This window comes from Olivibacter sp. SA151 (assembly GCF_054130995.1).
Map to the genome: position 1 here is coordinate 4,444,533 of NZ_CP096391.1, position 14,788 is coordinate 4,459,320.

The following is a 14,788-nucleotide window of genomic DNA, read 5'->3' on the forward strand; positions in this document are numbered from 1 at the left end:
TTATGATCAAAGTACAAGGGGTAAGTAAATCGTACAATAGCCTAAAAGCAGTGAATGAGCTGTCTTTGGAAATAAAGGAAGAAGAAAATTTGATCCTTCTCGGTGCGAGTGGTTGCGGTAAAACGACAACGCTTAAAATGATTAACTGCCTGATTAAACCAGATCAAGGACAAATTTTCATTAATGGCAAGAACATTCAGGACCAGTCTCCGATCGACCTGCGACGGAATATCGGTTATGTTTTACAAAATAATGGCCTGTTCCCCCACTATTCAGTCGCTCAAAACATTGCTATCGTTCCACACTTATTGAAATGGGATAAAAAACGGATAGAAACGAGGGTAGATGAGCTATTGGAAAAACTACACCTTCCCAACTCCTATCGAAGCAGGTATCCGCACGAATTAAGCGGTGGGCAACAACAACGCGTAGGAATTGCCAGAGCATTGGCAGCACATCCTCCGATTTTGCTCATGGATGAACCTTTTGGGGCCTTGGATAACGTTACTCGGACAAAAATACAGGAAGAATTTAAAGCTTTAGATGAATTAAAAAGAAAGACCATCGTTATGGTTACGCATGATGTCCAAGAAGCGTTTACACTAGGTAACCAAATCTGCTTAATGGATAAGGGAGCAGTTGTCCAAATAGGCAAGCCTTGGGATCTGTTATTTAAACCGTCCCATTCGCTGGTAACAAGCTTTCTACAGGAGCAACGTTTACAACTCGAGTTCAAGACAATTCTATTGGCAGCGTTATGGCCTTGGCTACCCACAGCGGACCAAACAGATGATCATATCACTCTTTCGTCCCAATCCACACTATGGGATGCACTGGAATGCCTTCAGCAGAATAAAACCGAAACACTTCAAATCGTCGACCATAAAAAAGAAGCAAAAACAGCAGGATTTGAGCAGTTAATGTCAGCTATTTACCGCTATAAAAAAACCATCGTTACATGAACGAACAACAGCAAACGCTCTGGCACTTTATGTGGCAACAGGCAGATAAGCTGCTGGTCCAAACCTTACAGCATATAGGCCTGACCTTCATTTCCTTGTTAATAGCGGTATTGTTGGGACTACCGCTGGGTATTTTAATTGCACGAAATCGAAATTTATCCGGAATTGTTTTAGGTACTGTTGGTATCTTGCAAACTATACCAAGCATCGCCCTACTAGGATTTTTAATCCCCGTACTTGGTATAGGTGCTAAACCAGCTATTGTAGCCTTATTTCTCTATGCTCTTCTTCCGATCATCCGCAACACCTATACAGGTATTACGGGCATTAACCCAACTGTCAAGGAAGCCGCTATAGCGCTTGGACTTAACAAACAACAACTACTTCTACAGGTTGAATTGCCACTCGCAATGCCCGTAATATTAGCGGGTATACGCACGGCTACCGTCATTAACGTCGGAGTGGCTACTTTGGCTTCTTATATTGCCGCCGGCGGCTTAGGCGAGTTCATCTTCGGCGGAATTTCTTTAAACAATACAAACATGATACTTGGCGGTGCTATACCGGCCGCATTACTCGCTTTGCTCTTTGATTTTTTACTTTCCCGTTTGCAAAAATTGAATATTAAAACGCTTAACCGAGCTACCCTTGCTATGCCGGTATTACTTATTTTATTAAGTCTGCTTTATTTTGTTCCCACGGCCTACGGAACAAAGCTCGTTGCCGGCTTTACGCCGGAATTTATGGGACGACAGGATGGGAATGTGGGGCTTGAAAGAATCTATGGCTTAAAAATTCATACGGTGGTCATCAATGATGCGGTCATGTATAAAGCCGCCTATGAAAAGCAATTGGACGTCATTAGCGGCTATTCGACCGATGGTCGTTTAAAAGCATATGACCTGGTTGTTTTAAAAGATGATAAGGGTATTTTCCCACCTTACTATGCAGCGCCCATTGTTCGAAATCAAGCGCTGGAAAAATTCCCTTCGCTCGAAAAAACATTGAATCTGCTGGTAGGAAAAATAAACGATAGCGTGATGACCGATCTAAATTACCGCGTTGATCATCTCCATCAATCACCTGAGCGCGTGGCACATGACTTTCTGAAAGCACACGGCCTGTGGAGAGAAAGAGGAGGAAAAAAGAAGGGAACAGTACGCTTGGGTTCTAAAATCTTTGGTGAACAATACATCTTGGTCAGCCTGTACAGTCAGTTAATAAAAGGTTTCACGGATTATGATGTAGTTGCCAAAACCGGCCTAGGCGGCACCAAAATTTGTTTCGATGCGTTGGTGAATGATCAGATCGATCTTTACCCGGAATATACAGGAACAGGCCTCCTAGCCATTCTGAAGCCACCTCAACAAACGATTGATTCATTAGGTGGCGATAAAGATAAAACCTTCGCCTATGTCAAGGACCAATTCGAAAAAAAATACAGAATTAGCTGGCTGAAGCCTATCGGCTTTAATAACGCCTATGCACTCATGATGCGGAAACAGCAGGCAGAAACCTTTCATATTGAAACCATATCAAATCTCAAAGAGTATTTAAAAAATCAATAGTCATATGGATATATACACTCGTTATAAAAGTCTTCGTCAACGAACAGAAGATATTTGCCGTCCGCTAGCGATTGAAGATTATGTCGTCCAACCGATCGTAGACGTGAGTCCACCTAAATGGCATCTTGGACATACCACCTGGTTTTTTGAGACCTTTATTTTAACCCCTCATGTTCAGGGATATCAGCCATTTAATCCGGATTACAATTACGTTTTTAACAGCTACTACGAAACCATCGGCAATCGGGTCATCCGTACAGATAGAGGTAATCTTAGCAGACCAACCGTTGATGATATCTATCGCTACCGCCAACATGTGGACGAAGCCATGTTAAAAATACTTTCGGCTCCTCTCGAGCCGGAAGTAAGCGATCTAATTGTATTGGGCATTCATCACGAGGAACAACATCAGGAACTTTTATATACGGACATTAAGTATATATTGGGCCACAATCCCCTATTTCCAGCCTATGATGTCACGTATCAACCACCTACTTTGAAATCAACATCAACTAATGATTTTATTCGCATTAAGGAAGGACTTTACGAAATTGGGTTTAAAGGGGATGGCTTTTGCTTTGATAACGAACTTGGTAGACATAAGGCTTATCTTAACGAATTTGAAATAAGTAACCGTTTAGTAAGTAATGCCGAATATCTTGAATTTATAAATGATGGTGGTTACAGCGATTTTCGCCATTGGCATGCCGAGGGCTGGGACTGGGTCAGAAACGAAAAAATAACGGCACCCCTCTATTGGCATTTCATTGACAATAGTTGGTATCATTATACGTTTCGGGGTCTGGAACCTATTGATTTAGAAGCATCTGTACGACATGTAAGTTACTTCGAGGCTTATGCTTATGCGGCTTGGAAGGGTTTAAGATTGCCTACTGAATTTGAATGGGAGGTGGCTGCGCCAAGTTTTACCTGGGGAGAAAACTGGGAATGGACAGAAAGTGCCTACTTACCTTACCCTGGATTTAAAAAGGCCCCTGGCGCGATCGGTGAATACAATGGTAAATTTATGGTTAACCAAAAGGTATTACGTGGAGCTTCTGCGGTTACCTCACCCGGGCACAGTCGTCTCACGTATCGAAATTTTTTCCAGACCAATCTACGCTGGCAGTTTACGGGCATTCGGTTAGCAAAATAATTGACAAAGAGCATGAACAAAAATATTTCAGATTTAATGGATGACCTATTCGAAGCCGCTAATACAAAAACAGCACTTTTTTATAACGATGTTATAAAAGGCCTTCGGGAGAACCCGAAGCACTTGGATTCTAAATATTTCTACGATGCGGCGGGCGACAAGCTATTCCGCGAAATCATGAACTGCCCTGAATATTATCTTACCCGGGCCGAACTCGAAATTTTTTCGGAGAAGACTGTCGAGCTTGCAGCGGCACTTAGCCGTGACCGGGATAGTTTTGATCTGATTGAATTAGGTGCCGGTGATGCAACAAAATCGACCTACCTTCTAAAAGAATTGTCAGGGCAGCAGATGGATTTTCGCTACATCCCCATTGATATATCGGCAAATGTAATTGAGAATCTTAACGAAAGTTTACCTAAAGTACTACCTCGACTTAAACTGACGGGTCTGAACGGTGAGTATTTTGAGATGCTGGAAAAAGCGACCTCGTTATCAAATAGGCCTAAAGTTGTTTTATTCTTAGGATCAAATATCGGCAATATGCCCGTAGACAGGGTGACCGAATTTTGCAAAAAACTCCGCAAGCATTTATCTAAGGGCGACCGCCTACTTATGGGGATGGATATAAAGAAAAATCCCAAGACGATCTTGGCGGCTTATAATGATAAAAGCGGTATCACAAAACGTTTTAACCTGAACCTACTCGAGCGAATTAATCGCGAGCTCAATAGCAATTTTATTATAAGCCGTTTTGACCATTACGCTACCTATGATCCGGAAAGCGGGGCTTGCAAAAGTTATCTTATCAGCCTTGACAATCAGACCGTACAAATAGGTGAAGAGGTCTTTCACTTCGCTGAGAATGAGCCGATTTTTATGGAGATCTCACAAAAATTCAGCTTCGAGCAGATTCAAGACTTAGCCGATAAATCCGGGTTTAAATTTATTGATCAACTGTTTGACAGTAAAAAATGGTTCACTGACGTTATTTGGTCAGCTGAATGATAATTTGGTATTTTCTCCCGTCATAAAAATAAGAAAGCAAAATCCCGCGGCATTTCAGGCTCACGGGATTTTGATCAATTCTCCCGTTTTATAACTGCGTATCGTTTAGTTTAATGGTTCGTTTTTTTCGAAGTCGGATATTCAATAATTCGACAATTAACGAAAAACCCAAACAAGAATAAATAATGCTTTTACTTACCTCCTGATGGAAACCTCCGGCAATTAACACTACGCCTATGACAACCAGAAACGTTAAAGCAAGCATCTGCAAGGTAGGCTGTTTGTTAATAATCCGTAATACAGGGCCGGCAAAAGCCATCATTACACCGATGGATATAATAACCGCTATAATCATGATCAGTACGTAATCAACTAAGCCTACTGCGGTTAAAATTGAATCGAAGGAAAAAACAGCATCAACCAAAACTATTTGTACTAAGACCGCACCGAAGCCAACCGGACTTTTTTTCTGGTGTAGGTCTTCATCCTGTTCTTGCAATTTATGATGGATTTCTAAGGTGCTTTTCACAATCAGAAAGAGTCCACCAGCTATCAGAATGAGATCCTTGTAGCTAAGCGGGATATCCTCCTTACCAAATAAACTTAAGGTCATAACCGGGTCCTTCAGTCCGATAATCCAGTTTATGCAAAGCAATAAGGCAATTCGGAAAACCATCGCCAAGGTCAAGCCAAGATTACGTGCTTTGCGCTGTAATTTCTCCGGCAACTTTCCTGCAACAATGGAGATGAAAATGATATTATCGATACCTAATACAATCTCAAGAAAGCATAAAGTAATCAGGCTGATCCAAACTCCGGGATCGGCAAAATTAGGGATTTCAAATTCCATAGGGCGTCAGGGATTAATCGAAGTCAAATAAATCACCTAAAAACGATTTCTTTTTATGTGGTCGTTGTTGATAACGCTTATCACGATAGTCGGATTTGTCTTTATAGTCGTTCCACTGATTTGAGCTGTTATATGATTCAGAAGGCTCATCGTTTTGCCCATTATCAACGTAATTGATAATTTTGTCAAGCTCTCCTTTATCGAGCCAAATCCCCCGACATTTTGGACAATAATCTATTTCCACTTGGTATCTTTCGGACATCAGTAAAGTTTCATTACAATTCGGACATTTCATTTTACTACTTTTTTTAGGATTCAACTCAGTATCTATTAATTAAAATTGAACAGGTTTAACGACATAGCAAACCTACACTCGCTTTTCCATGTTCATTTGTCCCCCGCTTGTCGGGGAACCTACAATTAGAAGTTATATGAAATATGGTCCGTCAGAACAAGGTATAGATGTGTAAAAAAGTATAATAGGAAGGCTTTAGCCAGCACCCATGGATAAGGAAAAAGGTCGTAATGCTTTGATTAACAGATACTACCGACTCTGCATCAATTCGCTTGTACTTTTCGAGTCCCTTCTTTTCTTTTTCAGCATGGATGTATTTTCCCGGCCCAATTTCCAAATCGTCCAACAGCGTCTCTTGGACGAGTACGCTCTGCACTTCCTTTCCTGTATTTAAAAGCAAGTTTTGATAAAGCAGAAAAAAAGGAAAGAGTATGCTCAACCACAGTAGTAGTAGAGAAAAACGCTTTCTGATTATTATGTTGTCGCGTAAGAGGGAAGACACAAACTATTACTTTTTATTCAAAAATAAACATTATAGACTTTCATTAGATACTATAACAGACAATATCAGCGAAAAGTTACAAAAAACGAAAAGGTATTGACTCATTTAGTTCCTCTGCTTATGTCTTAGCAAACCAAAGGGATTATTATAGATTACATCCAGTGCTAAGTAGTGTGCAGAAAAAGGCGACTGGGATCCCACCAAATTGTTCATATAGCCAAGATCAATGGTGAACGGTAACTCCTGTGGTGATATCGAATAATAAAAAGTGAATCTGCTTTCCCGATATTTGAAGCTCGACCACCTTTCAGACAAAGCACTTCTACTTGTTGAAAATAAGGATTCGTATCCACCAATAAGCTTATGAATTTTGTGTTTATCTAAATTGATTGCAAGTTGTAATTTTAAACGTGACCGAAGTTGAAGATCTTCCGAAGATGCTTCTTCAAAAGGTTGAGCAAAAGTTCGAAGCTCTTGCCGAAAAGTAGTGGTGAATTTTAGCCTTTCATTTTTAATTGTATAGGCCATTCGTCCGTACAATCTCCACTCCCGTTCAAAACCCGCAACTGTTTGTCTATAAGGAGCAAAATCGTTATACTCCTCTTGCTTCCGATAACTCAAAGCGATTGAGTATTGCCAATGCGGGTGAAACCGATGATAAAATTCCTGATTTATCACCAGAATAGCAGGCTTAAAAAATAGGGCGTAATTGTCCGGATTACTTTTACGCCCTAAACCGATATAAGACATCGATTGCCATTTTTTTGAGACACCTAAATCTTGCCTTAATCCAAACGCAAACCAACCGGCGGTGTTTGCTTCCCCTAAGCCAGGGGGACTAATCTGAGCATAAGTTGCGCTTGATAAACAAAAAGCGGTAAAGCAAAGAAGCAAAAGGAGCTTTTTCATGTTAATCCAACGCGCTGCTCAACACCTTCCCATTCGTATCAAAAGCCACCTTTAGTTCTTCGGCAGCACTTTTCAGTTCAAGTGTATAGACAACTTGTTGCGCTTTCGTAATCTTCTTCACATCTTCTATACGATATTTACTAAAGTCTTTTTTGATCGTTGCTAACACCGTTGAAGGCAAATCCTTTTTGGAAATTTCTTCTTTATGTTCGATCAACTTCCCTCCTTTATCGTACCATACATCATGATCTACAGACAAGAGACCTGTCTCAAACTCAACCTTGTATAGATCGCCCTGCATCTCCCATTCTACGTCCGAAGCTTTTGGAAATGCTTTATTGAAACTGTTTACCACGACGGACGGAACCTGGCTTGGTTGGATATCCTGTCCAAGCGAAACACCGGCATTGATCAGCAATGCGAAAAAACCGGTTAACATACTCTTTTCCATGTTCTTTTAATTATTGATTTAATACAAAGAAATGGGTCAATTCTGGAAAAAATCTGGAATACAAAACGCAAAGACACAAATGTAATATTCGCCTATTATGCATTAGTTTCTTCATCCGTTTATCATACTAAAGTTCTACCCTTTCTCTAAACAGGGGGTAAAGAAAGGGTAAACGAAAGGTATAGTCAGAGGTAAAGAAAAGGTAAACGAAGGGTATAGAAACAGTAAGGAAAAGGTATTGCAAGTATAAGCGTTTGTTTGGTGTGATCCTGCGACTAGTTCTTGTCTCAGAATAGACGGCATTTTCACTTTACATTATTAAATCGAATCTCGAAGCAATGTTTGCTGTCAAAAAAATAATACGAAACATTAAAATCATACAGATTACAGATAGCTTTCATAATGGCTAAGCCCAGGCCGGTTCCTTCCGATTTTTTGTCGGTCGATTTATAAAAACGATTAAATATTTTATCAGCTTCGAGTGGCCCGCTTTTCGCTGTATTGCTTACGGTTAGCGCATCAGTCTTTATTTCAACACGAACCTGCCCGTGTGGCATGTTATGAAAAATCGCATTCCTAATGAGGTTAGAAACAATAATATTAGCCAATGCGGGGTCCATTTCCACGGTTAAATCCGCCTCTTCATGTACTTCTATTGCTATATTTTTAAATGTTGCAAACTCCTCTAAATCTAGTAAGGTTTGTTTTATCACTTCATTCAAGGATATATTTTGCTGATCAAAAAATTGCTTGTTTTCGATTTTTGTTAAAAGTAACAGGGATTTGTTCAGACGAACTAAGCGTTCGATTATTTGCAGTACTTGCGCAATATTTTCCGCTTGCTCATTTTCTATATTTCCCTTCTCAAGCAGTAACTCCAATTTACTCGTAGCTATCGCTAAGGGTGTTTGTAACTCATGGGAAGCGTTTTCAATGAATTGTTTTTGCTGTTGGTAAGTTTCCATACTATGCTGCAGCAACGTATTAACGGCATCCTTCAGCATACTGAATTCTTTCACATCGGTATTTATATCAGGTAGCTCCCTACTACGTCCTAACCTGAATCTAGTAACCTGGTTTAAGAAGTTATAGAAAGGCTGCCATAATTTTCGTAAAACAATGTTGTTGATAAGAATAATACTCACGACCAAAATGACATAGAGCCAGAACACCGACCAAAAAAGATCTTCAATTAAATCATCTTCTTCTACCATTGAATTGATGACTCTCAACTCATAAAAATGTCCTTGGTGTTCGAATGCAGTTGTAAGCATGCGCACGGGCTCTAAATCGTCTTCATCCAGCATATACATAAGCGTGTCCGAATACCGATCTTTCATTTTAATCGCAAGTTTTTCCCCCACTTCCCGAATGGCATAGTTACTTTCATCAAAATAGTTTTTCTTCAATATGGTAGAGTCTGTATCTGCTTTTTGAAGAATCAGCACTTTATAATTTTCCAAGCCATCGTCAATGCTATCATGAATTTCATCGAGCATATTGATGTAAAAAATGATTGACCAGATGGTTACAATGAGTAAAATCGAAACGGAAAGATATTTCAGTGATTTATTGAGCAGCTTCATTTCTCTACCATTTTATAACCGACTCCGTAAGCCGATTCGATTTCAATCGCTGCATTAGCTTGCTGTAATTTTTTTCGAAGGTTTTTAATTTGATAGTAAATGAAGTCGAGGTTATCTGCCTGATCAATGTTATCACCCCAAACATGTTCAGCCAAAGCCGATTTGGTAACCAGACGATTGGTATTTAGTAGAAAATAATTGAGTATGTCAAACTCCTTTCGATTGAGTGCAACCGCTTCCCCATTCACTAAAAGTTGTCGCTCATTTAAGTCTAACACAACATTTCGTGTTTCGATCGTATGTTTGCCGTCCAGCTTCTTTCTTCTTAAAACTGCTTTGATACGTGCATTGAGTTCCGCAATATGAAAAGGTTTAGTTAAATAATCGTCCGCTCCCAGTTCAAGTCCTTTTAGTTTATCATCCAACGAATTTTTTGCCGAAATAATGATAACGTTCTCTGACTTTTCGGATTGTTTCAGCTGTTCCAACAATTGAAGTCCACTACCACCGGGCAACATAATGTCCAGCAGAATACAATCATAGTCATACATCTGGATCTTGTCCATGGCCGTATGATAGTCGCTAGCTGACTCAATTAAAAAGTATTCTTTAAGCAACGAAGAAGTAATAGCGTCCAATAGATCTTCCTCGTCCTCAATAATCAAGATTTTCATCTAGTTATCATTTGTTCGTCATCAACTTCGGGACCACTGAAAAGCTGTCCTTACCCACCTATACGTAATTTTTCGTTACGGCAAGTATAGGGTTAAATTCTGGAAAGAAGTTGGAATACCCGCTTTTATTTATTAGGTATCCTTTTACAAACTTTTACCTTACTTTAACTTTTGAGAAAAGAAGTCGATGGTACGTTTCCATGCCAACTGCGCAGCTTCTTTGTCGTACCGGGGCGTGGTATCATTGTGAAACCCGTGATTGGCATTCTCGTATATAAAAGCCTTATAATCTTTATGATTTTCCTTTAATGCTTTTTCATAAGCTGGCCATCCTTCATTTACGCGGGTATCGAGTGCTGCATAATGCAACAGCAAAGGCGCTTTTATTTGCGGCACTTCATCCAAAGGAGCTTGGCCACCATAAAAAGGAACCACCGCAGCCAAGTTTGGAATTCGGACTGCCATCATGTTGGCAATCCAGCCCCCAAAACAAAAACCAACTACCCCGACCTTACCGTTGCAGAACTTGTCCTTTTCTAGATAATTAAAGGCTGCGATAAAATCTTCGAGCATTTCATTTCTATCCCGTTTACTCTGCAATTCGCGGCCTTCATCATCATTACCTGGATAACCACCGAGCGGACTTAAGGCATCAGGAGCCAAACTTACAAAGCCTGCTAATGCAGCACGTCTCGCAACATCTTCTATGTGTGGGTTAAGCCCTCTGTTCTCATGCACTACAACGATACCGCCCAATTTTTCTGCATTGTTTTTAGGCATGCTTAAAAGCGCTTTTATAGTACCGCCACCCTTGGGTGATGGGTAATCGATGTAGCTTGAAGTGATTCTTGGATCGTCGGCTCGCACCTGAATAGCATCCTGATAATCAGGCATTAGAAAACTCATTAGCGACGTAACGGTAACTCCACCAACCGCATAAACCGAAAGCTTTTGCATAAAATCGCGCCGAGTGATACGATTGTGCGCATAATCATCATATAGATCAAAAACTTCCTGTTTTACATCTTCTTTTTTTAGGCTTTTCATAATTATGAATTTTTATAAAATTAAGAATGAACGGAACAAATACACGGATTAGTCATGTAAAATTTAAATGACTATCGATAGCCGTCGGCTGGCTAATGTTTAGAAGAAATGACAAAGGCCTTGCCTGGGAAGCAATGGCCTTTGCATATTATAATCAACCTAAACCTTATCTAGTTAACAGCATTCTTAATATTTTGTTTTGTCAAATAAAAACATCAACACGAAATACGTTTAGGGACGCCAATTTATACCTTCCAGCCGTAAGGAACGTACACATTATCAAAAGTACCATCTTCGTATAAATCGACTATGGCATATCCGTTTTTTGTAGCGTAGCGATCACCTTTCCACCAATTACCACTTACCGCGCCATTACTAATATAGGTAACACCTTGGTACTTTACTTCATCATTAAGGTGAATATGTCCACTTAAAGCTAATTTAACCTGTGGATGCTTGGTGAACAAAGTGACAACACGCTCTGCATCATTTAAAATAGCACCACCACCCAACTGATAACCGGTATCCACTTTGCCTAAATGACCAACAACCAAAGGCGCTGCTGATAAGATAGGTGCGTGCGATAAGATCACCGTATGTTTATCTTTATTCGCCTCGAGGTCTCGCCCTAGCCATTCAAACTGCTCATCATCCAGCTGGCAAGCATACCATTGCCCGTCCGTTGCCCTAACTTGTATACTATCCAATACGACAAAATGCCATCCAGCTTGATCGAAACTACGATAGGGCCTTTCTAGATGCATCATTTCTAAAGCATAATTCTTACCATAAAGTGGATCGTTTTTTTCAGCGGCCCCCCAGCAGTCGTGGTTCCCAATACAGTATGCGATAGGTAAACTGTTTTCATCTTTCATTAACTGGTGCCAAAGATTCCACTGTGTAACAACCCGATCTTTCGGCTGCTTTAGGGCGTCCATAATACAATCGCCCGTATTAACGATTAAAGTAGGCTTATCTGCTTGCGACTGAACGTGGTGTAAACAGCTAGCCAGACCTTTAGGCGCATCTAATTCGGGTTGCATGTGAACATCTGTTAAATGTGCAAAACGCAAAGAACGCTTGGCTATTTTTCCATTACTCAAATGGGTACTTGGTGTTTCGGCAAAAACAGATTTGCCCAAGACTAAACTGGACAGCGTGCCAATTCCCAAACTCTTTAATAATGATCTACGGTTCATTGTTGTTTTTTTATCAGCAAAAGTAAAACCGACAATATTAGCTTAGTGTTAAGAAATGGTTGTCTTTAACGCACTGTATAATCATCTGTACTGTATAAATTCCGGACAAACAGTACGCTAAAAAGATGTAAGGGCCCCGCATTTGAGTATACGACGCCCTTGCTATTTTTAATCCAACTGACTATATAACGAAATGATTAGCGAAAACGCGACAAGAACATGTGTTTTAGCCAACCGATTTAGGTCTATGGAATTTCCAATCCCTGCGCTCTTGCCTTACTTAACCATTCCTTGGCTTGCTCTTCATCTTTTAGTTCTTCATCCGATCTTAAAATGTTATATATTTCCAGTATAGAATTGATATCGCCCATCTCGTTCGCTTTTTTAAAAGTTGACAAGGCCTTTCGATTATCGGCCCGACAGCCCAAGCCGTCTTGGTACATGATAGCTAAGAGGTAGGTGCAATAAGCGCTCCCCTCCTTACTACCTTGCCTAAGATAAGATAAGGCCTCATCGTAATATCCCGTTTCTTTTGCCACATAGCCTAGGTAATCATAGGCGGGTCTTCCAAGATTCTCGGCTCGCTTTAGGTATTGATATGCCTTCTTCATATCCTGCTCCACCACAATTCCATCGGTATAAGCCATGCCTAGGTTAACATAAGCATAAACAACACCTGCCTCGGCCGCTTGTTTAAAATAAGCAAAGGCTTTTGCGTAATCCTGATCGGTGCCATAACCATGCTGATAACATAATCCCAAACCATTAAGTGCATACGCTGAGCCTAGTTCTGCCCCTTTAAGATACCAATGAAACCCCTTTTCATCATCCAGAAACTCCTCAAAAGTCGTATGTATGTACCCTAAATCACTCATTGCATCCGCGTAACCTTGATCTGCCGCTTGCTTCAGTAATACATAAGCTTCATCCACCTTGCCCTGTTCAAGCAATCGCGATCCCTTATCGAAAAGTTGTTCCACGGGTAATTCCGCTCCGCATTGATGTTCCAATATGTCTTTTTGTTGTTCGGTGATAACATAAGACCAATCATGACCAAGATAATCAATGCATTGCGCTGCCGTTAATGGTTCTATCGTTCCATCCGCAATGATAGAGACCGCCTCACCCTGCTTAAAGGCAAATAGTTCCCATCCTTTATCTGTTTCGTGTTTAGCATAGGGGACAATTGAATCAAATTGCTCCTTAAGCAGTAAGCCTTCACGGGTACAAAGGCCGTAGGCTCCATTCTTGAAAAAGCGATAAATCCCAAAATTATAATCCACTACATCGATTTGTAAGCAGCCATCTACGAGGACGTTGGTATTTAGTAAAAATAACGCTTTGTTTTTCTTACTGCTTAATAAAAAAGCATCATCAGTGAAAGCTTCCAACCTTGAATAAACCGGCGCTACCGTCTCTTTTCCGGTAACAGCTAACAAACCTTTTTTCGTAGCCTGCCGAATTTCATATAGTGGTGGTGCATAACTTAGTATGTTGATTTCATCATATTCGGCCGAGCATTTTTCCCCTGATAGGATATCGATCAGGAAATATCGCCCCCCCTCCTGTACCGTGCCTATGTTTCCCAAGGCATCCAAAGCATTATCGTAAATCAGCGGAAGCGGCTGCCTGCCCTGTCTGTCGATATAGCCCCACTTTTGGCCTTTACAAACCACAGCGTAAGATGCACCGTCGGGAAACTCATAGGCTTCATCATAGATACAAGCTATGCATTCCCCTCCGTTTTCATCGATCATTCCCCATTTACCATCACGCTGTACCAAAGCTACATTCGTTTCATCTCGCTTAAAGTCATATGCCAAATCATAGATTGCCGGGGTAATTTCATGCCCATTCCGATGAACAAAACCGAATTTATTATCGCGCTGATAAACGCGTATATCCAGACCTTCTGGAAACTCCTCGATTTCCGGCATATCTTCATCAATCGGAAAAATAACCTCCCAGCCGTAAGCATATACAGGTTCGTTAAAATATTGTCTGAAAGTATTATAACCATAGATGCTATCTTGAATATCCGGGCATTGATTAAGTAGCGAAGGATCGTTCGTTGTGATTGCTTTTCGTATAATTTCATTAGTCTTCTTAATCTGCGAAAGCAACGCTTGCCCCTGTTCATAATGTGAGCTTTCGTTCATATTAAAGACGTCGGATGCATCTAAATGAAAATAAGCATATCTAACATACCGTTCAAAATAATCAAACAGCCTCTTTTTGGCTTCCAAGAAAGAGGGAACGTCCTCTACTAACTTATCAGCATGTAATTCAATAAAGTTATAGAGCGCTTTAAACAGTTCAACCCCCGTCTTCGCAGGTGCGAAAATACCGCCTTCGGGATTATTGTAGCGTGTTGCTCCTAAAAATGGATGATCGGTAAACAAGGGATAAAAAAAGACGGGCAATTCGTATCCCCATTCGATCATCATCAAATTACCATCCTCATTTCCGCCATAAACGGAAAGCAAATCTAAAGGGTTTTTCAACAAGCCGCTTTGCCGACTTGGTTCAATGCGGCTGCCATCATTAAAATTATAAAGATAAATACGATGCGACATAACAG

14 protein-coding genes are annotated in these 14,788 nt (G+C 40.5%); 4 read left to right on the top strand and 10 right to left on the bottom strand.

Annotated features, from left to right (window positions below):
- Positions 1-2 precede the first annotated feature (2 nt).
- Genes M1D52_RS18245 through egtD form a run of 4 tightly spaced genes read left to right on the top strand, consistent with a single transcriptional unit; the run spans position 3 to position 4,694 of the window.
- Positions 3-962 (top strand): ABC transporter ATP-binding protein, encoded by a 960-nt coding sequence (locus M1D52_RS18245; protein ID WP_437393339.1) that lies wholly within the window; start codon positions 3-5, stop codon positions 960-962.
- Positions 959-2,530, top strand: a complete 1,572-nt coding sequence (locus M1D52_RS18250; RefSeq protein ID WP_437393338.1) for an ABC transporter permease/substrate-binding protein — start codon at positions 959-961, stop codon at positions 2,528-2,530. Before M1D52_RS18245 ends, M1D52_RS18250 begins: the two co-directional genes overlap by 4 nt.
- A 4-nt stretch (positions 2,531-2,534) precedes the next feature.
- Entirely contained in the window at positions 2,535-3,686 is a 1,152-nt protein-coding gene (gene egtB, locus M1D52_RS18255) for an ergothioneine biosynthesis protein EgtB (protein WP_437393337.1), read from the top strand.
- A 12-nt stretch (positions 3,687-3,698) separates the two neighbouring features.
- Positions 3,699-4,694 (top strand): L-histidine N(alpha)-methyltransferase, encoded by a 996-nt coding sequence (egtD, locus tag M1D52_RS18260; protein ID WP_377612181.1) that lies wholly within the window; start codon positions 3,699-3,701, stop codon positions 4,692-4,694.
- 88 nt (positions 4,695-4,782) lie between these two features.
- Here the strand turns inward: egtD and M1D52_RS18265 are convergent, their stop codons facing one another.
- The 10 genes from M1D52_RS18265 to M1D52_RS18310 form a co-directional block, all read right to left on the bottom strand.
- A complete protein-coding gene (locus M1D52_RS18265) occupies positions 4,783-5,544 on the bottom strand; it encodes a TerC family protein (protein WP_013665836.1) in 762 nt (253 codons plus the stop codon).
- A gap of 13 nt (positions 5,545-5,557) precedes the next feature.
- Complete coding sequence (locus M1D52_RS18270) at positions 5,558-5,806, bottom strand: TFIIB-type zinc ribbon-containing protein (RefSeq protein ID WP_242627290.1); 249 nt, start codon at positions 5,804-5,806, stop codon at positions 5,558-5,560.
- A gap of 184 nt (positions 5,807-5,990) precedes the next feature.
- Positions 5,991-6,341, bottom strand: coding sequence for a hypothetical protein (locus M1D52_RS18275; RefSeq protein WP_013665834.1), 351 nt, complete (start codon positions 6,339-6,341; stop codon positions 5,991-5,993).
- 105 nt (positions 6,342-6,446) lie between these two features.
- Positions 6,447-7,250 (bottom strand): DUF2490 domain-containing protein, encoded by an 804-nt coding sequence (locus tag M1D52_RS18280; RefSeq protein ID WP_437393336.1) that lies wholly within the window; start codon positions 7,248-7,250, stop codon positions 6,447-6,449.
- A gap of 1 nt (position 7,251) precedes the next feature.
- Positions 7,252-7,701 carry a PepSY-like domain-containing protein gene (locus tag M1D52_RS18285; RefSeq protein ID WP_013665832.1) on the bottom strand — a complete coding sequence of 150 codons (450 nt, stop codon included), beginning with the start codon at positions 7,699-7,701 and terminating at the stop codon, positions 7,252-7,254.
- A gap of 305 nt (positions 7,702-8,006) precedes the next feature.
- Positions 8,007-9,287, bottom strand: a complete 1,281-nt coding sequence (locus M1D52_RS18290; protein ID WP_437393335.1) for a sensor histidine kinase — start codon at positions 9,285-9,287, stop codon at positions 8,007-8,009.
- A complete protein-coding gene (locus tag M1D52_RS18295; RefSeq protein WP_437393334.1) occupies positions 9,284-9,961 on the bottom strand; it encodes a response regulator transcription factor in 678 nt (225 codons plus the stop codon). Before M1D52_RS18295 ends, M1D52_RS18290 begins: the two co-directional genes overlap by 4 nt.
- Before the next feature lie 159 nt (positions 9,962-10,120).
- A complete protein-coding gene (locus tag M1D52_RS18300) occupies positions 10,121-11,008 on the bottom strand; it encodes a dienelactone hydrolase family protein (protein ID WP_013665829.1) in 888 nt (295 codons plus the stop codon).
- 245 nt (positions 11,009-11,253) lie between these two features.
- A complete protein-coding gene (locus tag M1D52_RS18305; protein ID WP_437393333.1) occupies positions 11,254-12,207 on the bottom strand; it encodes a metallophosphoesterase family protein in 954 nt (317 codons plus the stop codon).
- 245 nt (positions 12,208-12,452) lie between these two features.
- Complete coding sequence (locus M1D52_RS18310) at positions 12,453-14,783, bottom strand: SEL1-like repeat protein (protein ID WP_437393332.1); 2,331 nt, start codon at positions 14,781-14,783, stop codon at positions 12,453-12,455.
- Positions 14,784-14,788: the final 5 nt, after the last annotated feature.